Genomic DNA, 21,722 nt, shown 5'->3' with positions numbered 1-21,722 from the left:
TTCAGGAGTTTTAAGTTGAAAATCAAGTCCGTAGTTCTCGCCTCGTTGTTATCTGCCCTGTTTGTGACCGGCGCGGTTGCGGCCGAGTTGAAGGTGGGTTACGTCAATACGCAGCGCATCTTCCGTGATGCGCCGGCGGCCCAGAAGGCGGCCAAGAAGCTGGAAGGCGAATTTGCCAAGCGCGACCAGGATCTTCAGCGCATGGCCAAGCAGTTGCAGGGCCTGCAGGAAAATCTGGAAAAGAATTCAGTCACCATGGCGGAAAGTGAACGCCGGACGAAGGAAAAGGAATTCGGCGAAATTTCGCGCGAATTCCAGCGTCGTCAGCGTGAATTCCGCGAAGACCTGAACCTGCGCCAGAACGAAGAAAATGCAGCAGTCATTGAAAAAGCCAACAAGGCCATCAAACAGATTGCCGAAAATGAAAAGTATGACCTGATCCTTCAGGACGTTGTCTGGGTCAGTCCCCGTCTGGATATCACGGAGCGTGTCATCAAGGCTTTGTCGGAAGGTAAGTAATATGTCCGGTTTGGGTGAGACGTCTTATACGCTTGCCGACATCGCCGCCCAATTGGGCGGCGATGTGCTTGGCGACGGGCAAACGCGCATTTCTCAGGTGGCGACCCTGGCTTCGGCCGGCGAGGGCGATATTGCCTTCCTGGCCAACCGTAAGTATCGCAATCAGTTGCAGTCGACCGGTGCTTCCGCCGTCATTCTGGCGCCGGATGCGGCTGAAGGATTCGCCGGGCCGCGCATCGTGACGGCCAATCCTTATGCCTATTATGCACGGGTGGCCGCCTTGCTCAATCCGTCGGCGGTGGAGATTGCCGGCATACATCCGACAGCCGTCATCGAGTCAACTGTTCCGGCATCTGTTTTCATCGGGCCGCATGTCTGCATCGGTAAAAATGTCAGTATCGGCGAAGGGTGCCGCATCCATGCCGGGTGCGTCATCGGTGATGGCGCTGTGGTCGGCGAAGGTAGCGTTCTTTATCCCAATGTGAACGTCTATCATGGCTGCCGGATTGGCAAGCAGGCGATTCTGCATTCCGGTGTGGTGATCGGTGCGGATGGTTTTGGCTTTGCGCCGGATGGCAAGGAGTGGGTCAAGATTCCCCAGGTTGGTGCCGTGGTCATCGGCGACGATGTCGAAATAGGCGCCAATACCACCATCGACCGCGGTGCGCTGGACGATACGATCATTGGTGATGGCTGCAAGATCGATAATCTGGTCATGATCGGTCATAACTGCAATATCGGTCCCTATTCCGTGATAGCCGGGTGTACCGGCATGGCTGGCAGCACGACCCTGGGTGAGCACTGCATTCTCGGCGGTGCTTCGATGATCAGCGGTCATTTGAGCCTGGCTCCCAACACCACGATTTCCGGTGCATCGACCGTCATGCGCAGTATCCTTGAGCCGGGTGGGGTCTATGCCAGCGTTTTCCCGCTGGATAGCTATGAGCACTGGATGCGAAATGCGTCGCATATCCGCCGGTTGTCAAAGCTCGCAGACCGCGTTTCAGAACTTGAGAAACAACTTAAAGAAAAACACATAGAGGGTTGATTAAATGGATATTCAAGCAATCATGGAGCACCTGCCGCACCGCTATCCGTTCCTGCTGGTCGACCGTGTGGTAGAAATTGAACTGGGCAAAACGATCCACGCCTACAAAAATGTGACGATCAACGAGCCGTTTTTTATGGGCCATTTCCCGCATCATCCGGTGATGCCGGGCGTGCTGATCATGGAAGCGCTGGCCCAGGCTGCTGGAATCCTCTCCTTCAAGTCGATGGCCGAGAAGCCGTCGGCCGATACGGTGTTCTACTTTGCCGGTATTGACGAAGCCCGTTTCAAGAAGCCGGTGATGCCGGGCGACCAGTTGCATTTGCATGTCGAGATTGAGCGCCAGATGCGGGGTGTCTGGAAATTCAAGGCAGAGGCCCGTGTTGATGATCAGCTGGCAGCGAGCGCACGCCTGATGTGTGCTCAGCGGAATCTGTAAGATGATTCATTCAACTGCCATTGTCGATCCGGGTGCCAAAATTGGTGCCAACGTCGAGATCGGCCCCTATTCCATCATTGGCCCGCATGTCGAGATCGGTGACAACACGGTCATTGGCCCGCATACCGTGATTCGTGGTCACACCCGCATTGGTCGCGACAACCGGATTTTTCAGTTCTGCTCACTCGGTGAAGTGCCGCAGGACAAGAAATACGCCGGTGAACCGACACGTCTGGAAATCGGCGACCGCAACGTCATCCGCGAGTTCTGTACCTTCAATCTCGGTACCGTTCAGGATGCCGGGGTGACGCGTATCGGCGATGACAACTGGATCATGGCCTATGTGCATATCGCCCATGATTGCCAGGTTGGCAACAAGGTTACTTTTGCCAATAACGCCTCGCTGGCCGGCCATGTCGTGGTCGATGACTGGGCCATTCTTGGCGGTTTTACCGGGGTGCATCAGTTCTGCCGCATCGGTGCGCACGTCATGACGGCCGTCAGCACGGTGATCCTCCAGGATGTGCCACCTTACCTGATGGCTGCCGGCAATACGGCGACGCCTTACGGTATCAATGTCGAAGGCCTCAAACGACGTGGTTTTACAGCCGAGTCGATCACTTCGCTCAAGCGCGCTTACCGTACGCTATACAAATCTGGTCTGCTGCTTGAAGAGGCCAAGACCAAGCTGACCGAAGATGCCAAGACCCAGCCGGACGTTCAGCGTTTCGTCGACTTCCTGGCGGTTTCCAAGCGAGGCATTATTCGCTGATATGGGTCGCGCCGTTCGGATTGCCATGGTGGCGGGGGAACCTTCCGGGGATCTCCTGGCCAGCCACCTCATTGCTGCCTTAAAAGAGCGTTTGCCGGATGCCGTGTTTTTCGGCATCGGTGGGCCGCGCATGGAGTCGCATGGCTTTGATGCCTGGTGGCCGATGGAAAAGCTGTCGGTCATGGGCTATGTCGATGCCCTCAAGCATTACCGGGAAATATCCGGGATTCGCCGCCAGCTCAAAAAGCGCCTGCTCGATATCCAGCCCGATATTTTCATCGGGGTCGATGCGCCTGATTTCAACCTGGGTCTCGAAACCAGCCTCAAGTCAGCCGGCGTCAAGACCATCCATTACGTCAGCCCGTCGATCTGGGCCTGGCGCGGCGGGCGCATCAAGAAGATTGCCCGCGCTGTGCACCGTGTCCTCGCTCTGTTCCCGATGGAACCGCCGCTCTACGAAAAAGAGCACATCCCGGTCACTTATGTCGGGCATCCGCTGGCTGACATCATTCCCTTGCAGACCAGCAAGCAGGCGGTCCGTGAAAAGCTCGCCCTGCCGCGCGATTACCCGATTTTCGGGATGCTGCCGGGGAGCCGCCAGGGCGAATTGGCGATGATGGCCGATACCTTCGTGCAGACCGCCAAGCTGATCTGCGAACGCTATCTGCCCAATGCCATTTTCGTTGTGCCGTTGGCCACCCGAGAAACGCGGCTCCAGTTCGAAGCGGCGATTTATCGTCAGCAGGCCAGCGATGTTCCGTTCCGTCTGCTCTTTGGTCACGCTCAGGATGCACTTGGCGCCGCCGATGTTTCGCTGGTTGCCAGTGGTACAGCGACGCTGGAGGCTGCCCTGATCAAGCGGCCGATGGTGATTACCTACAAGATCGCCAAGTTCTCCTACTGGCTCATGAAGCGCATGGCCTATCTGCCTTACGTCGGACTCCCCAATGTCCTGGCCGGGCGCTACGTGGTGCCGGAAATTCTGCAGGACGACGCTACCCCAGAGAATCTCGCCGAGGCCCTCGTCAAGCTGTACGAAGACAAGGAAAATGCCGAAGCGGTCGAGGAGGCGTTTACCGAAATGCATCTGCAATTGCGCCAGAACACGGCAGAAAAGGCCGCCAATGCGGTCATTGAATGCCTGAACTGATCGTCCCCGAAGGCCTCGTCTGCGGTATCGACGAGGCTGGCCGTGGTCCGCTGGCCGGCACGGTGGTCGCAGCTGCGGTAATTCTCGACCCGCTGCGTCCGATTCCCGGTCTCAACGACTCGAAAAAACTCAGTGAAAAAAGACGTGATGGGCTTGCCGTCCTGATCCGTGAACGCGCCGTGGCCTGGGCCGTAGCCTCGGCCTCGGTCGAAGAGATCGACCGCCTCAACATTTTGCACGCCACCATGCTCGCCATGCAGCGCGCCGTTTCCGCCTTGGGCGTGCAGCCAAGCGCCGCCATGGTCGATGGCAACCGCTGCCCGAAACTCGATATTCCCTGCGAGGCCGTGGTCAAGGGCGACGGCAAGATCGCCTCGATCGCCGCTGCCTCGATTCTCGCCAAGACAGTGCGCGATGCCGAAATGCTGACCTTGCACGCGCAATACCCGATGTATGGCTTCGACCGGCATATGGGCTACCCGACGGCGGCGCATTTTCAAGCCCTTGAGGAACACGGCGCGTCACCGGTACACCGACGCAGTTTTGGTCCGGTGGCAAAGCAGCTTTCCTTGCTATGAAACTTATCCAGTCTCGCGACAACGCGTTTTTCAAGTCGCTCAAGCGACTGGCCGAATCCGGACGCGAGCGCCGAAAAACCGGGCAGACCCTGCTCGATGGCGTGCATCTGGTCGAAGCCTATGAAGCTGCTTTCGGGCCGGTTGAGACGCTGATCGTTGCCGAATCGGCGCAGGCCGGCGGCGAAATTGCCCGCTTTGTCGACAAGCGGCAAACCGTGCAGCTGGCCGATAGCCTGATGCGTGACCTCGGCCTGGTTGATACCCCAAGTGGCTTGCTGGCGCTGGTCAAGACTCCGGCTGCAACAGCTGCACCAGACCGCAAAAGCGACGCAATCCTGCTCGATGGCATACAGGACCCCGGCAATGTCGGCACCCTGCTGCGCACGGCCGCCGCTGCCGGTATCAAGCAGGCATTGCTCGCGCCGGGTTGTGCCTCGGCCTGGTCGCCCAAGGTCCTGCGGGCCGGGCAGGGTGCCCACTTTGCCTTGAGTATCCATGAAGACGTCGATCTGACCACCTTCATGGCCAACTACGAGGGCACCTCGGCTGTCACTTGTCTGGATGGCGCAACGTCGCTTTACTCAGCCCAACTTACGGGGGCAATCGCCTGGGTATTTGGTGCCGAAGGGCAGGGCGTGCGCGCCGAACTGATCGCGGCAGCCGGTCAGCGCGTCAAGATCCCGATGCCTGGTGCGGTAGAGTCCCTCAATGTTGCTGCCGCTGCGGCCGTTTGCCTGTTCGAGATGGTTCGGCGCAGATCCGCCTAGGCTATGCCGACTGTTGCTTCAGTAGCTGGGCTATGAAGCGCGATGCCTACAGAATGGGCGTTAGATAACTGATTGCTCATATCCGAGTCTGCCTTGTCTGGTGTGGTTTGTGATTTTTTACCTTGTTCTGATTGTTGGCACAATACATCCTTTTCAGGTGTAATTGTTTCCACTGGAAACAAGGGATAAACATGCGTGCATTCGCACTGACCCGCTATTTCTCGCTCATATCACTGATCCTTATCGTTCTGGCTGGCGGCCTTCTGGGAGTCCTGGTACGTCAGCAGGAGATTGTTCAGGTTGAGCATTTGGCTGAGAACCAGAATATTGCATTGACGCAATTTTTATATAAGTTGCTGGCGCGTGATGTCGATGTATTAATTGCTCATTCAGCCGGGAAGCCACGATCGGAATTGCAGAACTCAGGTCAAATCAGGGCGCTGCACTTGAAAGTCAGCGAACTGATTCGAGGTTCCGAACTAGCCAAGATCAAGATCTACAACCTGCAGGGAATTACCGTATTTTCCACCGAGGCGACACAGATCGGGGATGACAAGAGTGGCAACCCGGGGTTTATCTCGGCCAGTAGTGGCGAGTCAGTCAGTGAACTGGTTCATCGTGATCAGTTTAGTGCCACCGAAGGGATCCTGAGCGATGTCGACCTGCTCTCAAGCTATATCCCTGTTCGCGATGAGTCTGGTGTCGTTGCGGTCTTTGAGGTCTATCTCGATGTGACTCCGCTGGTGTCCAAAATCGATCGTTCAATATGGCGAATTGGCGCGATTGTTTGTGTTGTACTGGGGGGGCTGTATGTCACCCTTTTGTTGGTGGTTCGCCATGCACAGGCCGCACTGAGCACCCAGGAGGCCTTGCTTGAAGAGACGAATCGCGAACTTGACCAGCGTGTGGCGGAACGTACCCAGGCCTTGCTAGAAAGCGAAGGTCGCATACAGGACCTGCTGAAAGAGCAGGAACTGATCTTTGATAATGCCCATGCCGGGATACTGCTCTTGAAGAATCGCCGCATCATCAAGAGCAATCAGCACATAGCGAATATGTTTGGATTCGCCAATCCCAAGGACTACGAAGGGTCGAGTACGGAAATTTTTTATTCGGACACCAGGCAATTTGAAATGGCTGGGGAAATTGGCTATGGCCAGATGGCTGCCAAGGGATTTGCCAATTTCGAGGTGGAGATGTGCAGAAAGGATGGGGGCCGATTCTGGGTTATTCAGTCCGGCCAGCCGCTTGATTCTCAATCCGTCATGGCCGGACTATCGATCTGGGTTTACACCGATGTTACCGAGCAGAAGCAGACGGAAAGGGATCTGCGTATAGCAGCGGCAGCGTTCGAGTCGAGAGAAGGCATGATGATTACTGATTCACAAAATGTCATTCTGCGCGTGAACCGGGCCTTTACAGAACTGACCGGATATTCCTCCGATGAGGTTGTTGGGCAAACGCCGCGGATACTCAAGTCGGAGCGTAACGATGCCGATTTTTTTCGGAATATGTGGGAAATAATAAATCGGACCGGCGGATGGCAGGGGGAAATCTGGGGAAGGCGCAAAAATGGTGAGCTGTATCCAAATTGGCTCAATATCTCGGCAGTCAAGGACAAGAACGGTGTTGTCACCAATTACATCGGCACCCACTACGATATTTCGGAGCGCAAAAAGGCAGAAGAGAGAATCAATGAGCTGGCTTTCTTTGATCCGCTGACCCATCTCCCGAACCGAACCTTGTTGGCAGATCGGCTGACCCAGACGATGACCGTCAGTCACCGTAATGGCGAGTCAGGAGCGGTGTTGTTGATTGACCTTGACCATTTCAAGATGTTGAACGACTCACTGGGACATCATCGTGGTGACCTGTTGCTTGCTCAGGTGGCGCAGAGACTTGCCAAAAGCATTCGCGAAGGCGATACCGTTGCACGTCTGGGTGGGGATGAGTTTGTCGTCATCCTCGGCGGGCTGAGCGGTAGGGCACAAGATGCAGCAAAACAGGTGGAAATCGTCGGGACAAAGATTCTTCTCGCACTCAAAGACAAATTTCAATTGGGTGATGTGGAACACCATACAACGGCAAGTATCGGGGCAACCCTGTTTCGGGGGCATGAGACATCAATAGATGACCTGTTGAAGCAAGCAGATCTGGCCATGTATAAATCCAAGGATCGAGGGCGCAATGCGCTTCATTTCTTTGATCAGACCATGCAGACAGCTGCGACTGAAAGGGCCGCTCTCGAGAAAAGTCTTCGTCGGGCCATCCAGGAAGAGCAGTTTATCCTTCATTATCAGGCTCAAGTTTCACGCGAGGGCCGTATCGTTGGTGCTGAAGTTCTGGTTCGCTGGCTGCCTCCCGAGGGCGGCATGGTCTCTCCGGCCGAGTTCATCCCGCTGTCGGAGGAGACTGGATTGATTCTGCCGTTGGGTCGCTGGGTCCTTGAAATGGCTTGCACCCAGCTGGTTGTATGGGCCAGGCGTAGCGAAACCGAAGCCTTGAGCATTGCCGTCAATGTCAGTGCGAGGCAATTCCATCAGGCGGATTTTGTCGAGCAGGTTCTGGCGATACTGGAACGGACCGGAGCAAACCCCCTGCGCCTGAAACTCGAACTGACCGAAAGCCTTCTCGTCTCAAGTGTTGATGAGGTGATCATCAAGATGAATGCCTTGCGGGCAGCCGGCGTTACCTTCTCCCTGGATGACTTCGGGACTGGCTATTCGTCGCTGTCTTACTTGAGCCGACTGCCGCTGGACCAGCTCAAAATCGACCGCTCTTTTGTGATGAACATAGAATCGAGCGATAACGCAGCAGCGATCTGTGGGGCGACCATCAGCATGGCGCACAACCTCAGGCTCAAGGTCGTAGCCGAAGGGGTTGAGACAGAAGCCCAGCGCTACTTGCTGAATACCGTGCATCACTGCGATTTTCTGCAGGGCTACCTGTTTAGCCGTCCTCTGCCACTTGATGACTTTGAGGCCCTCGTTATACGGGGGAAACTGTAAATCTCCGTTTTACTGTTTTGCCGGCTGGTGTTTCGCCTTGGTGACCAGTGAATGCCCTGTTTCAGCGCAGTTTGAGTTCCTGCAGAATCGTTGTCGAGATTTCCTCAATCGACTTGGTCGATGAATCCAGCCAGCGAATACCTTCGCGGCGCATCATTTTTTCGGCTTCGGCGATTTCGTAGCGGCAGTTGGCCAGCGAGGCGTATTTGCTCCCCGCGCGGCGTTCTTCGCGGATTTGCGTCAGGCGCTCGGGCTGGATGGTCAGGCCGAAGAGTTTGGGGCGATGCTTCTCAAGCGTACTGGGCAGGCGGCCGCGGTCGAAGTCTTCGGGGATGAGCGGGAAGTTGGCCGCCTTGAGGCCGAACTGCATGGCCAGATAGAGCGAGGTCGGCGTTTTGCCGCAGCGTGAGACGGCGACCAGGATGACGTCAGCTTCTTCCAGGTCGCGGTCGGTGATGCCGTCGTCGTGGGCCAGGGTGTAATTGATCGACTCGATGCGTTTCTTGTACTCGGAGCTTTCGGCCGAGCCGTGCGAGCGCCCGACCGTATGGTTGGAGTGACGACCAAGCTCGGCTTCGAGGGGCGACAGGAAAGAGTCGAAATAGGACAGGCAGAAGGCGTCAGCCTGATGGACGATACCCGACAGTTCGGGATTGACCAGCGTGGTGAACACGATCGGGCGCATGCCATCGGATTCGCCCTGGGCATTGATACGGGCCACGGCATCCTGCGCTTTCTCGATGTTGTCGAGGAAAGGAATGCGGATCTGCTTGAACTCGATGTCCTCGAACTGGGTCATCAGGCTGTGGCCGAGGGCTTCGACCGTCAGGCCGGTGCCGTCGGAGACGAAAAAGACGGTGCGTTTTATTATCGTAGGCATCTGGTCATTTTACCCGCTGTTGCGCAGTCCGGAAGCCACCCCGTTGATCGACAGGTGGATGCCGCGGGCGACGCGCTCGTCGGTTTCACCGGCACGGTGACGCTTAAGCAGTTCAACCTGAAGGTGGTTGAGTGGGTCCATGTAGGGCGAGCGGAGTTGAAGCGAACGCTTGAGCATGGGGTTGTCGGCCAGGAAGTCGTGCTGTTCGAGGATAGCCAGCAGGTGCTGGCGGGTCAGCGCCCATTCCGCCTTGATCTGGCTGAAAATGCGTTGGTGCAGATCGGCGTCGGTGACCAGTTCGGCGTAGCGGGAGGCGATGGCGAGGTCGGTCTTGGCCAGTACCATATCCATGTTGGACAGCAGACTCTGGAAGAAGGGCCAGGATTTGACCATGCGGCGCAGTGTTGCCATGCCTGTCGGGTTCGCTGCCAGATAGCCGTGGACGGCCGAACCGAAGCCGTACCAGCCGGGCAGCATGAGCCGGCATTGTGCCCAGCTGAAGACCCAGGGGATCGCCCGCAGATCTTCGATGCGCTCTGAGGCCTTGCGCGATGCGGGGCGACTGCCGATGTTGAGCGAGGCGATTTCATTGACCACGGTCGACTGGCGGAAATAGGTAGTGAAGCCCGGCGTTTCATAAACCAGCCCACGATAGGCGTTAAAGGCGCGTAGCGACAGTTCATCCATCACCGTATGGAACTGTTCGGCCGGCTCGACCTTGTTTTCGTGATCGGTCAGGCTGGCTTCGAGCGTGGCGGCGAGCAGCACTTCAAGGTTGCGGCGGCCGGTGTCGGCGCTGCCGTATTTGGTCGAAATGACTTCGCCCTGCTCGGTCAGGCGGATCTGCCCCGATACCGCCCCGGCCGGCTGGGCGAGGATGGCGTGATAGGTCGGGCCGCCGCCGCGACCGACCGAGCCGCCACGGCCGTGGAACAGGCGCAGGCGAACGCTGTGCTGCTTGAAAACCGCGGCCAGTTCGATTTCAGCCTTGTACAGTTCCCAGCCGGAGGTCAGGAAGCCGCCGTCCTTGTTGGAATCCGAATAGCCGAGCATGACCTCGTGTTCGTTACCGCGTCCGGCAATCAGTTCGCGGTAGGCCGGGATGGCAAATACGCCGGCCATGGTTGCGGCGCTCTTCTGCAAATCTTCGATAGTCTCGAAGAGGGGGATGATGTTGACGTTCAGCTGCGGTTTAGCACCCGGTAGCAGGAGGCCGGATTCCTTGAGAAGGAGGGCCAGTTCGAGCAGGTCGGAGACACCATCGGTCTTCGAGATGATGCAATTGGGCAGGGCTGCAACACCATAGCGCTGGCGCAACTCGCGGGCGGCAAAAAAGATGGCGAGTTCGCCCTCGGTTTCTTCGGAATAGTTCAGGTAGGGCGAGTAGAGCGGGCGCGGCGTGGCGATTTCGGCGGTCAGCAGGGCGATCCGCTCGTTTTCAGAGAGGGCCTCGTAATCCGGGCAGCGACCGGCGCCAGCAAGCAGTTCGGCGACGCTACGGGCATGCACTTCGGAGTTCTGGCGCAGGTCGATTGGCGCCAGGTGGAAGCCGAAGACCTGCACCCCGCGCAACAAGCGGCGCAGACGGCCACCGGCCAGATTGGCACTGCCGTTGAGCTTCAGCGAATTGTTGAGCACCTTGAGGTCGGCGCGCAGGGCTTCCGGCGTGGCGTAGGGTTCGGCGTTGCCGATTTCGTGGCGCACCGGTTCGACTTGATCGAGCACCCGGGCCGTCGCTGCGAGGCGGGCGTAGATGCCGGACAAGGCGCGTCGATAGGGTTCGTCGGCGCGTTGTGGCGAATGGTCGGTTGAATGCTCGGCCAGGGCCAGCAGTTCCGGGGTGACTTTGACGAGGAGGTCGGAGAGCGGCAGTTCGCCACCCAGTTCGTGGACTTCATCAAGATAATGATTGAGGGCGGCGGCCGATTGCAGGCGCAGGGCTTCGCGCAGGATGTCGGCGGTGACGAAGGGGTTGCCATCGCGGTCGCCGCCGATCCAGCTGCCGACGCGGAAAAAGGGTGGCAAGGCCCAGACGGTGTCGGGGTAACGTTTCTGCAATTGCTGCGTGGCCTGAATGTAAAGGCGCGGCAGTTCAGTGAAGAAGGTTTCCTTGAAATAGGTGATGCCGTTCTTGACCTCGTCGAGTACCTTGAGACGGACCGGCCGGAGCATGCGCGACTGCCACAGGGTGAGGATGGAATTGGCGATGCCGAGATCGTTCTCGACCTGCTCCTCGGGCGTCATCTGCAGGCGTTCGCGCTGGTCGAGCAGACGGGCCAGGTCGCGGTGATTGCGAATCAGGCTCTGGCGCTGAACTTCTGTCGGGTGGGCGGTGAGGACAGGGGCAACGACGGCATGAGCGAAGAAGTCGGCAATCGTTTCTGGCGATACGTTGGCTGAAGCCAGCGAATCCAGAGCGAAGATCAGGCTGCCTTCACGCGGCGGCGAATTGGCCAGATCGTGGGCGCGACGGCGGCGGATGTGGTGCTCATCCTCGGCGATATTGGCCAGTTGCAGAAAGTAGCTGAAGGCGCGGACGACGGCCTGGGTGGTGTCGCGCGGTAACGGGTCAAGCAGTGCGGCGAGATCGTCGCGGGCGGCGGGGTCGCCGTCGCGGGCAAAACGGACGGCGGTCTGGCGAACGCGCTCGACGATTTCGAATACCGATTCGCCCTCCTGTTCGCGCACGGTGTCGCCGAGGATGCGGCCAAGCAGGCGGATATCGTCGCGGAGAGGTTCGTCTTTGTGGCTGTCGGTGGCGCGGTAAGACATGGTCGGTCCCATCATGAACGATCCCCGGCATGGCGGGGATCATCGAAGTTTTAAATTGGTTTCCCCGCCAAGGCGGGGCCTGCATCGAGCAGCGTTAGTGCTTGCGTACGAGCAGCACCGAGGCTTCAGCGATTCTAGCCAATTGTTCGGCCACCGAGCCAAGAATCAGCGTGGCCAGGCCGCGCTGGCCGTGGCGGCCGATGATGATCAGCTCGACACCGAGTTCCTTGGCTTTTTCGGCAATGGTTTCCGAGATGCGCCGGCTGCTGGCTTCCAGCATCAGCGGCTCGGCATTAATGCCGGCGGCTGCTTGCATGGCATTGTCGAGCAGTTGTTGTCCGGCCTTGATCAGGTTGGCGACGGCGCCATCGAGATTGACGGCGCCGGACATGGCATGGCCGTGGATGTTGAGCATGGTTTCGTCGGCAACGTGGGTGATGTAGAGCTTGGCGTTGCTCGCTTTTGCGATGTGGAGCGCCTCTTTGAGGGCGCTGCGTGAGGTTTCGCTATCGTCGATGGCAACCAGAATTTTCTTGTACATGGATGTTCTCCAGGGCAGGTGGCTGATGCGGAATAAGGTGATGGCGCAAAGTAGCAAAATTCGTCATCCGCGCCATGTGGGGAATTCCCGAAGCAGGCGGGACATCCGAACGAAGTCGCATGTCCCGCCTGGGCTACACATCTTTTAGTGGTCGCGTACCATCAGCAGCGAGGTGTGGGCGATGCGCACCAGGTTTTCCGCTACCGAACCGACCAGCAGGCGGGCAAAGCCGCGCCGGCCGTGGGTGCCAATGACGATCAGGTCGGCGGCGAAAGCCTCGGCCCCGCTGGCGATCAGCTCGGCAACGCGCTGGTTGCTCGCTTCAAGCAGCCGGGTTTCGGCCGCGACGCCGGCCGCCAACGCCTTGGCAGCAGCAGCGTCAAGGAGCGCCTGCGAGGTGTCACGAATGGCCTGCTTGGTCCGCTCGACGTCGATATAGCTGCCGAGGCCCATGCCGTGCTGGGCGAGCAGGCTTTCGTCGGCGGCGTGGGCGATACACAGGACGGCACCGGCACTTTTGGCAACATCAATCGCTTCGATCAGTGCCTTTTGCGAGGTCGGGCTGTCGTCGATGGCGACAAAGATTTTCTGATACATGATTTCGACTCCGATTATTTGAGGACCATGGCCGTGAAGGGCCAGACATAGGCTTGGGCGGTGATGAACAGGCCCATCAGGGTGCACAGCGCAATGGAGTGGAAGAAGACGTAGCGCAGGATCTCGCCTTCATGGCCGTACCAGTGGGTGGCGGTCGAGGCGACAACGATGGACTGGGCATCGACCATCTTGCCCATGACGCCGCCTGAGCTGTTGGCGGCGGCCATGAGGATGGGCGAAATGCCGAGTTGTTCCGCCGTGGTCCGCTGCAGGCCCCCGAACAGCACGTTGGAGGCGGTGTCGGAACCGGTCAGCGCTACACCCAGCCAGCCCAGGAAGGTGCCGAAGAAGGGATAGAAGACGCCGGTAAAGGCGAAGGCCAGACCAAGCGTCGCATCAATGCCCGAGTAGCGCGTCAGATAGCCCAGCCCCAGCATGGCGATAATGGTGACCAGCGAATAGCGCACCATCCAGATCGTCTTGCCGAATTCGCCGACTAGTTGTTGTGGGCGGTAACCCATAAGCAGGCCGGCCAGTACTGCGGCGAGCAGGATGCCGGTGCCGGTGGTGGTGAACCAGTTCAGCTTGTAGGTGGCTTCTTCCTTCTTGCTCTTGGCGACGACGGGCGGCACCTTTTCGATCTTTTCGTGGATGTCCTCAAACTTGTAAATTGGCGCAAAGAAGGTATTGCCGGCTACTTTCGGCAGACCCTTGGCGTCGAGCACAGGCTGGCCATCGACGACAACCGGCACGGTATCAACGGCTTTCTTGAACTCGGGCAGGCCCCAGATAAAGACGAAGACAGTGAGCACAACCCAGGGCATCCAGGCGCGGCGCACGGCAGCCTTGTCGGCCTTTTGCGGGATGTCGGTCGGCTCCGGGTGGGCTTCGCCACCATCATCCTCGTGGCCGATCAGCTTGGCCGAGGTCCAGATGGATTTTGGCTTCCAGACTTTCAGGAAGGCGATCAGGCAACCCATCGAAACGAGCGAAGCGATGACATCGACCAGCATCGGGCCGTGGTAGTTGGAGACCAGGAACTGGGCGATGGCAAAGGAACCGCCGGCGACCAGGATGGCCGGCCAGATCTGCATCATGCCCTTGCGCCCGGCGAAGGCCCAGATCAGCCAGAATGGTACGAGCAGGGAGAAGAAGGGCAACTGACGACCGATCATCGCCGACAGCATCATTTCGTCGAGGCCGGTGACCTTGGCCAGCGTGATGACCGGTGTGCCCAACGCCCCGTAGGCAACCGGAGCAGTGTTGGCGATCAGCGCCAGACCGGAGGCAGCGAGTGGCGAGAAGCCGAGGCCGATGAGCACGGCACCGGTGACGGCAACTGGCGTACCGAAACCGGCAGCGCCCTCGAAGAAGGCACCAAAGCAGAAGGCGATGAGCAGCAGTTGCAGGCGACGGTCGTCGGTGATGCCGGCGATGGAGTCCTGCAGCACCTTGAAGGAACCGTTTTCGGTGGTCAGGCGATGCAGGAAGATGATGTTGAGAACGATCCAGCCAATCGGCACCAGACCGTTGATAGCGCCGAAAATGGCGGCATCGGTGGCCATGTTGGCCGGCATGCCAAAGCCGAAAATGGCGATGCCCAGCGCCGAGATGAGTGCCAGCAGTGCAGCGACGTGCGCCTTGACGTGGAAGAAGGCCAGCGCGGCCAGCATGACGACGACCGGGACGGACGCCAGTAATGCGGACAGCCCAATGCTGCCCAGCGGATCGTATATCTGTTGCCAGATCATAAGTAGTTTCCTTTAAAATCTGGTCTGACCACTTCGCTGCGTTGGCGCGCAGACGTGTGGCGTGACCGTTTTTAATGTCAGATTTGTCTCAGTTTTCGGCCCGGTGCAAGAACCCCTTCTGCCGGGCTGTTTTTTCCTAGCAGGTCACGGCGCTCTCCTTTCGGCTGCATTCTTCAAGCAGATAGGCAATCGATCGATAGGTGCGCCCGGTTTCGGCCGTCAGGCCGATTTCACAGGTACGGTTGGTCGACACCCCGCAGGCGCAGGTCGGCGGCAGTTCGTCGTGAATTTTGCGCAGGGCATGCTGATTCAGTTCGGGTACGACGAAGCCACGGTCGCCGGCAAAGCCGCAGCAGGTGACGCCGGCCGGTTCGATGATGTGGTCGACGCAGGCGGCAAGCAGGACCTTCAGCTTGGCATCGGAGCCAGTCTTTTTGACGCTACAATTGACATGCAGGGCGACCGGGCCGGGCTGTTTGCTGATCATGAGGCGGGGCAGCAGGGCGTCGTGAGCGAATTCGTGGAAGTCGTAGAGCCTGATGCGGCCAGCCAGATGCTTTTGCATGCGGACCGTGCATGTGCTGGCATCCATGATCACCGGGTACTTGCCGTTCTGCGACGCTTTCATCAGCGCCGATTCGAGCATGTCCGACATTGCCTCGGCTTCCTCGGCCATCCCTTTACTCGCCAGCATCTGGCCGCAGCACAGGCTGTCGAAGCCTTCGGGCAGGATGGGCGCGTAGCCGGCGCGGGTGAGCAGTTCGAGGATGACGTCGCCAAGCTGTTGCTCAGCGGCGCTGGCTGGTCCGAAGATACGCCCGCCGCAGGTCGGGAAATAAACGACCGGGTCGCCTTGGGTGATTCTTGCGACGGGTGCCTTGCCGGCGGTCGGCATGTTCTTTTTCCAGGCCCCGCCGGAGATGCGGCCGAGGAAGTTGTCGCCAAGGACACCGGATACCGCGTGGCCGATCTTGAGGCCGAGGCGCGAGGTATTGGCCAGAGTACCAAAGTGTTGGCCGGTCCAGGCATTGACGCTACGGGCGGTGTCACCGAGGCGGCGACCGCGCAGTCGCCGGGTCAGATCGCCGGTGTCGATGCCGACTGGGCAGGCCGTCGAGCACAGGCCGCAACCGGCGCAGGTGTCGAGACCCATGTAGGCATAATCCTCGCCGACGCTGCCGGCAGGCTCGCCGGCAGCCGTACGGCGGGCCAGTTCGCGGATGCTGGTGATGCGCTGGCGCGGTGACAAGGTCAGGCGATGCGAGGGGCAGAGCGGTTCGCAGAAGCCGCATTCGATGCAGCGGTCGACGATGTCCTCGGCGGCCGGCATCGGTTTGAGGTTTTCAAGGTGGGCGTGGGGGTTGTTGTTGAGGATGACGCCGGGGTTGAGGCGGTTTTCCGGGTCGAACAGGCGCTTGATGTGGCGCATCAGGTCAGCCGCGTCCTTGCCCCATTCCATCTCGACAAAAGGCGCCATGTTGCGTCCGGTACCGTGTTCGGCCTTGAGCGAACCGTCGTACTTGTCGACCACGAGGTGGCAGAGGTCATCCATGAATCGGGCGTAGCGGTCGACCTCGCTGGCATCACCGAAATCCTGGGTGATGACAAAGTGCAGATTACCTTCCAGGGCGTGGCCGAAAATGATCCCCTCGTGATAACCGTGGTGACGGAGCAGGGCTTGCAGATCAAGCGTGGCGTCAGCAAGGTTCTCGATATGGAAAGCGACGTCCTCGATGAGCACCGTGGTGCCCGTGCGGCGCATGGCGCCAACGGCCGGGAAAGTGCCTTTGCGGACTTTCCAGTACATCTCGCAGGTGGCCGGGTCGGTCGAAAATTGCATGGGTTCGACCGTGGCAATACCAGCCATCGCGGCGTGGACAGCGGCGATTTTCTCGCTGATGCCGTCGGCGGTGGCGGCGCGTACCTCGATGAGCAGCGCCGCGGCCTCCTCGCCCAGTTCGCGCATGATGGCCGGCAGGCCGGGCTTGTTCTCGACCGAATGCAGGGCCGGCCGGTCGAGCAGTTCGACGGCGGAAACCGGCTGTGGCTTGAGGCGAATCACCGCTTCGCAGGCCGTGCGGATGTCGGGGAAGAAAACCAGCGCGCTGGCCTTGTGCGGATCTTCGACGACGGTGTGGTAGGTGATGCGTGAAATGAAGCCGAGAGTGCCTTCCGAGCCGATCATCAGGTGACTCAGGATGTCGATCGGGTCTTCGTAATCGATCAGCGCATTGAGGCTGTAGCCGGTGGTGTTCTTGATCTTGAACTTGTGGCGGATGCGCTCGGCCAATTTCGCGTTGTTACGCGTGTCGCGGCCCAGGCGTTCCAGTTCGCCGAGCAGCACGGCATGGCTTTTCGAGAAAGCATCGACGCTCAGGTGGTCTTCGGTATCGAGGCAACAGCCATCGGCCAGCACGACACGCATCCCGGCCAGCGTCCGGTAACTGTTCTGGGCTGTGCCACAGCACATGCCGGAAGCGTTGTTGGCAGCAATCCCACCGATCTTGGCGGCACCGATGGAAGCGGGATCCGGACCGATCTTCTTGCCGAAGGGGGCGAGGCGACGATTGACCTCGCCGCCAATGATGCCGGGGCCAACCTTGACCTTGCTGGCATCGGCATTGAGTTCATAAGTGGCGAAACCTTCGCCGATCAGGGCCAGGATTCCGTCGGTAATGGCCTGTCCGGACAGGCTCGTCCCGGCGGCCCGGAAGGTCACCGGGGTGCTGGTCTGGTGGGCGGCCTTTAGAACCGCCTGAAGTTCAGCTTCGGATTCGATGACGGCGACGACCTGCGGGGTCAGGCGGTAGAAGCTGGCGTCGGTGCCGTAGGCCAGGCGACGGAGGTCGTCGGTGATGACCTGGTGTTCCGGGAGATGTTTGCGGAGTTGCTGGATCAACTGGCTCATGGGGTTGTCTCAAATTTGTTTATGTTTAGTCGACTAATTGGCTGGGGTTTCGTCCTTGAGGGGCGTACTGTCTTTTGGCGAAGCAACAGAAAGTACGCCCGCCAGCAAGGCGGAACCCAAAGCCTATTCAATGGGAAAGCCCCTGCAACCATCACCCGCGTTCCCGCAACATATCCCGCAACCGCTTGGGTGCTGGCTTTAAAGGAACCCGAACCGAAGTCCAAGGGCCTTGCCGCGATGGCATCAACCACCCAAACCGACTTCCCAACCAGGTCACAACGCCATACAGGGCCGGAGACCGATAAACCGCCGCCCATCCCGCCCAAATAGCCGAAATTACGCCGCTATAGGCTGCACCCTGACCAACCATCGCCGGATTCGCATGCGGTGCCGAGAACGCTTCTTCGCGCAGTCGCATGAGCAAATCGGGAATCGGAATCTTGACCGGACAGACTTCACCGCAAGCACCACACAGCGACGAAGCCGTCGCCATCGTCGATGTCGCCTCCAGCCCCAGCATATGTGGCGAAATGATTTTGCCGATGGGTCCGGGATAGGTTGTGCCGTAGGCGTGGCCGCCAATTCGCGTATAGACCGGGCAGTGATTCATGCACGCCCCGCAGCGGATGCATTGCAGTGTCTTGCGTAATTGCTCGTCGGCATAGGCTTGTGAACGGCCATTGTCGAGGAGGACCAGATGTACTTCGCTCGGACCGTCCTTTTCGCCAGCCTTGCGCGGGCTGGAGATCATGTTGAAATAGGTCGAGATGTTCTGGCCGGTGGCCGAGCGGGTCAGGAGCGAGAGCAGGGGCGGGATGTGCTCGAGCTTTTCGACGATCTTCTCGATGCCGGTGATGGCGATATGGACCGGCGGTGCGGTGGTGCACATGCGGCCATTGCCTTCGTTTTCGACCAGGCACAGCGTGCCCGTTTCAGCGACGGCGAAATTGACACCGGAGAGGCCGATGTCGGCTTCGAGAAACTTCTGGCGCAGCACGTTGCGACCGATCTGGATCAGCGCATCGACGTTGTCGGTGTAATCGACGCCTTCGACCTTGTCGGCGAAGAGCTGGGCGATTTCCTGTTTGGTCTTGTGGATGGCCGGCATGATGATGTGCGACGGCTTTTCGCCGGCCAGTTGGACGATGTATTCGCCCATGTCCGACTCAAGCGCGTCAATGCCGGCGGCTTCGGCGGCATGGTTGAGTTCGATTTCTTCGCTGACCATCGACTTTCCCTTGACCATCAGCCTGGCCCGGCGGGCGTGGCAGATGTCGAGAATGATGGCGTTGGCTTCGTCAGGCGTTTCGGCCCAATGCACCTGGATGCCATTGCGCGTCAGGTTGGCTTCGAGTTGTTCGAGCAAGGTGGGCAGTTTGCCGAGGTTGTACTGGCGGATGCTTTCGCCCAGCGTGCGCAGGCTTTCCAGTTCCTCGGCGTCGGGGAACTGGGCGGCGCGCTTGCTCATCAGGAAATCCATGGCGCCACGGAAACTCTGGCGCAGGAAAGGATTGTCGACCACCGCTTTAGAGCGGGCGCGGAAACCTTCGGCCGGCTTGAAGTGAATTGGCTGGGCGTTCATTGTTCGTCTCCGATCATCAACACCACCAATTCTTTCGGACCGTGTGCGCCATAGGCCAGTGTCTGCTGGATGTCGGCTGTCTTGGAGGGTCCGGAGATGAGCAGGGCGTTGGTCGGCAGGCTCTGAGTCCAGCCTTCGCTCTGCATCGCCTCGTAGAAGGTGTTGTAAATCTTGCTGGCATCGAGCAGGACAATATGCACGGGCGGCACCAGCGACATCAGGCGTGGCTCGGCGGCGTCCGGCCAGAGGATCAATGTGCCGGTTTCGGCAATGGCGGCACGGGCGGCGGTCAGGCTGGCCGGCGTGGCGTGGAACATTTCGGTTTTCCAGGCTTCGATGGCCAGATCGTAGGTCTGGCATTCGATACCATGCCGTGGCAACTCATCCAGCGCAGCCTCGCCATGGGCCGTTGAGTCGGCCACGAGCAGCTTTTCTATCCCCTTCGCGTCGAGGACTTCCCGCAATTTTTGCAGCCAGCCGCTGCGCGAAACGGTATGGACTTCGGCATGGGCCAGTTCGATGAAGTGGCGGAAGCGAGCGGCTTTCTCAGCCTTGAATTCGGTCCGGCGGTGCGTTGAGAACCAGGCTGCGACATCGGGTTCCGGCTTGGGGAGTAGGGGGGCGGCCTTGAGTTTGGCCAGGATGCGGTCACGGGCGCTCATTTGGAAGTCCTCCGCAGCAGGAAGCTGGCGATGTGTTCGCCCGGCAGGGTGGGTTTGGTCAAGCCAGCCTGTTGATCTTTCCAGGCGGCGTGGCCGAGGATGTTCATGAGGCAACCGCAGTCGGCGCTGACGACGCGCTCGGCGCCGCTTGCCTTGAGCGCCTTGACCTTGTCTTCGACCATGGCGCCGGAGATCTCCGGCTGCTTGACCGAGAAGGTGCCGCCGAAGCCGCAGCACTCGGATTCGTGATCCTGCTGGGCGAGGGTGACCTTGTTGAGACCGCCAAGCAACTTGCGCCCGGTCAGATGGACGCCCATTTCGCGCCGGGCCGAGCAGGATGTGTGGAGAACGACGGTACAGTCGCCGCCTTTGTCTTCCGGCTGGAAGTTCAAGACATTGACGAGAAAGTCGGTCAGTTCATATATGCGCAAAGACAGGGCCTCGGCCTGCGCCTTGCGCACCGGGTCGGCGGCGAACAGCGTCGGGTAGTGGTGCTTCATCATGCCGGCGCAGGAGCCGGAGGGCACGACGACCGGCCAGTTTTCGGGGAATAGTGTCAGTTGATGCGCTGCTACCTTGCGTGCTTCGTCAGGGAAGCCGCTGGTGTAGGCCGGTTGGCCGCAACAGGTTTGTTCTTCCGGAAAGTGAACGCGGATACCTTCTCGTTCGAGCAGGGTGATCGCATCCATTCCGGCGCCGGGGAAGAACTGGTCTACGACACAAGTGGCAAAAAAATAAACGTCGGTAGGCCGTGGTGCTGCGGATTCCGGTCGGTTCATCTTGTCTCCGGTATAAATTATTTGTCGGTAAATTGGTAAGACCAATATTCGTGCAGATGAAAATTTACGTGAATACCGTGACTTAGTCAATTAACTAAGGGTATATCCTATACTTGCGCTTTACCGATTCGATGATTAGAATTCGTTGGTCTTACCAATCATGCCGAGCCCGATGCCCCTCAATAAAGTGCAGGTCCCGCGTATTTCCGATGCCGTTGCCGCTTCGCTGGAGCGCCGCATCCTGGAAGGCTCGCTCAAGCCGGGCGACCGCCTGCCGCCGGAGCGTGAGCTGGCGACCGAGTTCGGTGTTTCGCGTCCGTCGCTGCGTGAAGCCATTCAGAAGCTGGCTTCCAAAGGCATGGTGCAGAGTCGGCAGGGTGGGGGTACTACCGTCACCGACCGCCTTGAGTCGACTTTCTTCGACCCCTGGCAGGAAATGATGGGCAGCCACCCCAACCTGCGCGAAGACATGCTCGAGTTTCGCCGGATGATTGAAGGTCAGGCCGCCGAGTGGGCTGCCGAGCGCGCAACCGAAGCTGACCTGACGCGCCTTGGTCAGTGCTTTGCCGCGCTCAATGCCGCCTTCTCACATGAAAACATGGACCAGCGTTCCGATGCGGACATCGCCTTTCATCAGGCAGTTGGCGAGGCAGCCCACAATGCGCTGCTCGGCCACCTGTCCTCGGCCCTGCTGCGCCTGATGCACGACAACATCCGCCTGAATCTCGGCGAACTGAAGACCGTACCGGCTGCCGGCAACCTGCTGAAGAGCCAGCATGCCGCCATCTACGACGCCATTGTGGCGCGCAAGCCGCAGGCCGCCCGTGCTGCCGCTGAAACGCACATCGATTTCGTCCGCGAAACCCTGGCCCAGACGCTACGCAGCGTCGCCCGCCGCGAAACGGCGGCGCGTCGCCTGAGTCCTGATTTTTCCGAATCCACTTCCTGATTTTTCAATTTAACTTTCCA

The 21,722-nt window shown here is 59.2% G+C and carries 18 protein-coding genes; 9 read left to right on the top strand and 9 right to left on the bottom strand.

The genetic code is table 11. From position 1 onward, the window contains the following. Window positions 1-15 precede the first annotated feature (15 nt). From HYN24_RS08355 to HYN24_RS08320, 8 genes are all read left to right on the top strand, one after another. Entirely contained in the window at window positions 16-519 is a 504-nt protein-coding gene (locus HYN24_RS08355; RefSeq protein ID WP_117608823.1) for an OmpH family outer membrane protein, read from the top strand. Window position 520: 1 nt separating this feature from the next. Beyond that, a complete protein-coding gene (lpxD, locus tag HYN24_RS08350; protein WP_117608822.1) occupies window positions 521-1,567 on the top strand; it encodes a UDP-3-O-(3-hydroxymyristoyl)glucosamine N-acyltransferase in 1,047 nt (348 codons plus the stop codon). A gap of 4 nt (window positions 1,568-1,571) precedes the next feature. Further along, the gene (gene fabZ / locus HYN24_RS08345) at window positions 1,572-2,006 is read left to right on the top strand and encodes a 3-hydroxyacyl-ACP dehydratase FabZ (RefSeq protein WP_117608821.1); all 435 of its coding nucleotides are present in this window, start codon (window positions 1,572-1,574) and stop codon (window positions 2,004-2,006) included. A 1-nt stretch (window position 2,007) separates the two neighbouring features. Next, entirely contained in the window at window positions 2,008-2,778 is a 771-nt protein-coding gene (gene lpxA / locus HYN24_RS08340) for an acyl-ACP--UDP-N-acetylglucosamine O-acyltransferase (RefSeq protein ID WP_117608820.1), read from the top strand. A gap of 1 nt (window position 2,779) precedes the next feature. Further along, on the top strand, window positions 2,780-3,928 hold the full coding sequence (gene lpxB, locus HYN24_RS08335) for a lipid-A-disaccharide synthase (protein WP_117608819.1): 1,149 nt from the start codon (window positions 2,780-2,782) through the stop codon (window positions 3,926-3,928). Next, entirely contained in the window at window positions 3,916-4,506 is a 591-nt protein-coding gene (rnhB, locus tag HYN24_RS08330) for a ribonuclease HII (RefSeq protein WP_117608818.1), read from the top strand. Before lpxB ends, rnhB begins: the two co-directional genes overlap by 13 nt. After that, a complete protein-coding gene (locus tag HYN24_RS08325) occupies window positions 4,503-5,273 on the top strand; it encodes an RNA methyltransferase (protein WP_117608817.1) in 771 nt (256 codons plus the stop codon). Before rnhB ends, HYN24_RS08325 begins: the two co-directional genes overlap by 4 nt. A gap of 191 nt (window positions 5,274-5,464) precedes the next feature. Further along, window positions 5,465-8,281 carry an EAL domain-containing protein gene (locus HYN24_RS08320; protein ID WP_117608816.1) on the top strand — a complete coding sequence of 939 codons (2,817 nt, stop codon included), beginning with the start codon at window positions 5,465-5,467 and terminating at the stop codon, window positions 8,279-8,281. 61 nt (window positions 8,282-8,342) lie between these two features. Here HYN24_RS08320 and HYN24_RS08315 read toward each other — a convergent pair whose 3' ends face one another. The 9 genes from HYN24_RS08315 to HYN24_RS08275 all read right to left on the bottom strand — a co-directional run bounded on the left by HYN24_RS08315 (window position 8,343) and on the right by HYN24_RS08275 (window position 20,753). Further along, on the bottom strand, window positions 8,343-9,161 hold the full coding sequence (locus HYN24_RS08315) for a pyruvate, water dikinase regulatory protein (RefSeq protein WP_117608815.1): 819 nt from the start codon (window positions 9,159-9,161) through the stop codon (window positions 8,343-8,345). Between the two features lie 9 nt (window positions 9,162-9,170). After that, window positions 9,171-11,948 carry a phosphoenolpyruvate carboxylase gene (ppc, locus tag HYN24_RS08310; RefSeq protein WP_240327641.1) on the bottom strand — a complete coding sequence of 926 codons (2,778 nt, stop codon included), beginning with the start codon at window positions 11,946-11,948 and terminating at the stop codon, window positions 9,171-9,173. A gap of 79 nt (window positions 11,949-12,027) precedes the next feature. Further along, window positions 12,028-12,474: a universal stress protein gene (locus tag HYN24_RS08305; RefSeq protein WP_117608814.1), complete on the bottom strand. Its 447-nt coding sequence runs from the start codon at window positions 12,472-12,474 to the stop codon at window positions 12,028-12,030. Between the two features lie 144 nt (window positions 12,475-12,618). Beyond that, window positions 12,619-13,071 carry a universal stress protein gene (locus tag HYN24_RS08300; RefSeq protein ID WP_117608813.1) on the bottom strand — a complete coding sequence of 151 codons (453 nt, stop codon included), beginning with the start codon at window positions 13,069-13,071 and terminating at the stop codon, window positions 12,619-12,621. 14 nt (window positions 13,072-13,085) lie between these two features. Further along, on the bottom strand, window positions 13,086-14,822 hold the full coding sequence (locus tag HYN24_RS08295) for an L-lactate permease (protein ID WP_117608812.1): 1,737 nt from the start codon (window positions 14,820-14,822) through the stop codon (window positions 13,086-13,088). A gap of 136 nt (window positions 14,823-14,958) precedes the next feature. Continuing rightward, window positions 14,959-17,730 (bottom strand): FAD-binding and (Fe-S)-binding domain-containing protein, encoded by a 2,772-nt coding sequence (locus HYN24_RS08290; protein WP_117608811.1) that lies wholly within the window; start codon window positions 17,728-17,730, stop codon window positions 14,959-14,961. Window positions 17,731-17,881: 151 nt separating this feature from the next. Beyond that, a complete protein-coding gene (locus HYN24_RS08285) occupies window positions 17,882-19,312 on the bottom strand; it encodes a LutB/LldF family L-lactate oxidation iron-sulfur protein (protein ID WP_117608810.1) in 1,431 nt (476 codons plus the stop codon). Continuing rightward, the gene (locus HYN24_RS08280) at window positions 19,309-19,974 is read right to left on the bottom strand and encodes a lactate utilization protein C (RefSeq protein ID WP_117608809.1); all 666 of its coding nucleotides are present in this window, start codon (window positions 19,972-19,974) and stop codon (window positions 19,309-19,311) included. Before HYN24_RS08280 ends, HYN24_RS08285 begins: the two co-directional genes overlap by 4 nt. Next, the gene (locus HYN24_RS08275; RefSeq protein ID WP_117608808.1) at window positions 19,971-20,753 is read right to left on the bottom strand and encodes a (Fe-S)-binding protein; all 783 of its coding nucleotides are present in this window, start codon (window positions 20,751-20,753) and stop codon (window positions 19,971-19,973) included. Before HYN24_RS08275 ends, HYN24_RS08280 begins: the two co-directional genes overlap by 4 nt. Window positions 20,754-20,925: 172 nt before the next feature. On the opposite strand from HYN24_RS08275, the gene HYN24_RS08270 reads away from it, so the two are divergent. Next, the gene (locus tag HYN24_RS08270) at window positions 20,926-21,702 is read left to right on the top strand and encodes a GntR family transcriptional regulator (protein WP_117608807.1); all 777 of its coding nucleotides are present in this window, start codon (window positions 20,926-20,928) and stop codon (window positions 21,700-21,702) included. Window positions 21,703-21,722 lie beyond the last annotated feature (20 nt).

It is taken from the genome of Dechloromonas sp. HYN0024, from assembly GCF_003441615.1.
GTDB lineage: Bacteria > Pseudomonadota > Gammaproteobacteria > Burkholderiales > Rhodocyclaceae > Azonexus.
Note: the sequence above shows the minus strand (reverse complement) of the source record. Positions and strands in the feature narration are given on the sequence as shown.

Bases quoted from the DNA above. Each gene is read 5' to 3' on its own strand.
- HYN24_RS08290 (WP_117608811.1), bottom strand. From the start codon at position 17,730: ATGAGCCAGTTGATCCAGCAACTCCGCAAACATCTCCCGGAACACCAG.
- rnhB (WP_117608818.1), top strand. From the start codon at position 3,916: ATGCCTGAACTGATCGTCCCCGAAGGCCTCGTCTGCGGTATCGACGAG.
- HYN24_RS08270 (WP_117608807.1), top strand. From the start codon at position 20,926: ATGCCCCTCAATAAAGTGCAGGTCCCGCGTATTTCCGATGCCGTTGCC.
- HYN24_RS08295 (WP_117608812.1), bottom strand. From the start codon at position 14,822: ATGATCTGGCAACAGATATACGATCCGCTGGGCAGCATTGGGCTGTCC.
- lpxB (WP_117608819.1), top strand. From the start codon at position 2,780: ATGGGTCGCGCCGTTCGGATTGCCATGGTGGCGGGGGAACCTTCCGGG.
- HYN24_RS08285 (WP_117608810.1), bottom strand. From the start codon at position 19,312: ATGAACGCCCAGCCAATTCACTTCAAGCCGGCCGAAGGTTTCCGCGCC.
- fabZ (WP_117608821.1), top strand. From the start codon at position 1,572: ATGGATATTCAAGCAATCATGGAGCACCTGCCGCACCGCTATCCGTTC.
- HYN24_RS08325 (WP_117608817.1), top strand. From the start codon at position 4,503: ATGAAACTTATCCAGTCTCGCGACAACGCGTTTTTCAAGTCGCTCAAG.
- HYN24_RS08305 (WP_117608814.1), bottom strand. From the start codon at position 12,474: ATGTACAAGAAAATTCTGGTTGCCATCGACGATAGCGAAACCTCACGC.
- ppc (WP_240327641.1), bottom strand. From the start codon at position 11,948: ATGATGGGACCGACCATGTCTTACCGCGCCACCGACAGCCACAAAGAC.
- HYN24_RS08280 (WP_117608809.1), bottom strand. From the start codon at position 19,974: ATGAGCGCCCGTGACCGCATCCTGGCCAAACTCAAGGCCGCCCCCCTA.
- lpxA (WP_117608820.1), top strand. From the start codon at position 2,008: ATGATTCATTCAACTGCCATTGTCGATCCGGGTGCCAAAATTGGTGCC.
- HYN24_RS08275 (WP_117608808.1), bottom strand. From the start codon at position 20,753: ATGAACCGACCGGAATCCGCAGCACCACGGCCTACCGACGTTTATTTT.
- HYN24_RS08300 (WP_117608813.1), bottom strand. From the start codon at position 13,071: ATGTATCAGAAAATCTTTGTCGCCATCGACGACAGCCCGACCTCGCAA.
- lpxD (WP_117608822.1), top strand. From the start codon at position 521: ATGTCCGGTTTGGGTGAGACGTCTTATACGCTTGCCGACATCGCCGCC.
- HYN24_RS08320 (WP_117608816.1), top strand. From the start codon at position 5,465: ATGCGTGCATTCGCACTGACCCGCTATTTCTCGCTCATATCACTGATC.
- HYN24_RS08315 (WP_117608815.1), bottom strand. From the start codon at position 9,161: ATGCCTACGATAATAAAACGCACCGTCTTTTTCGTCTCCGACGGCACC.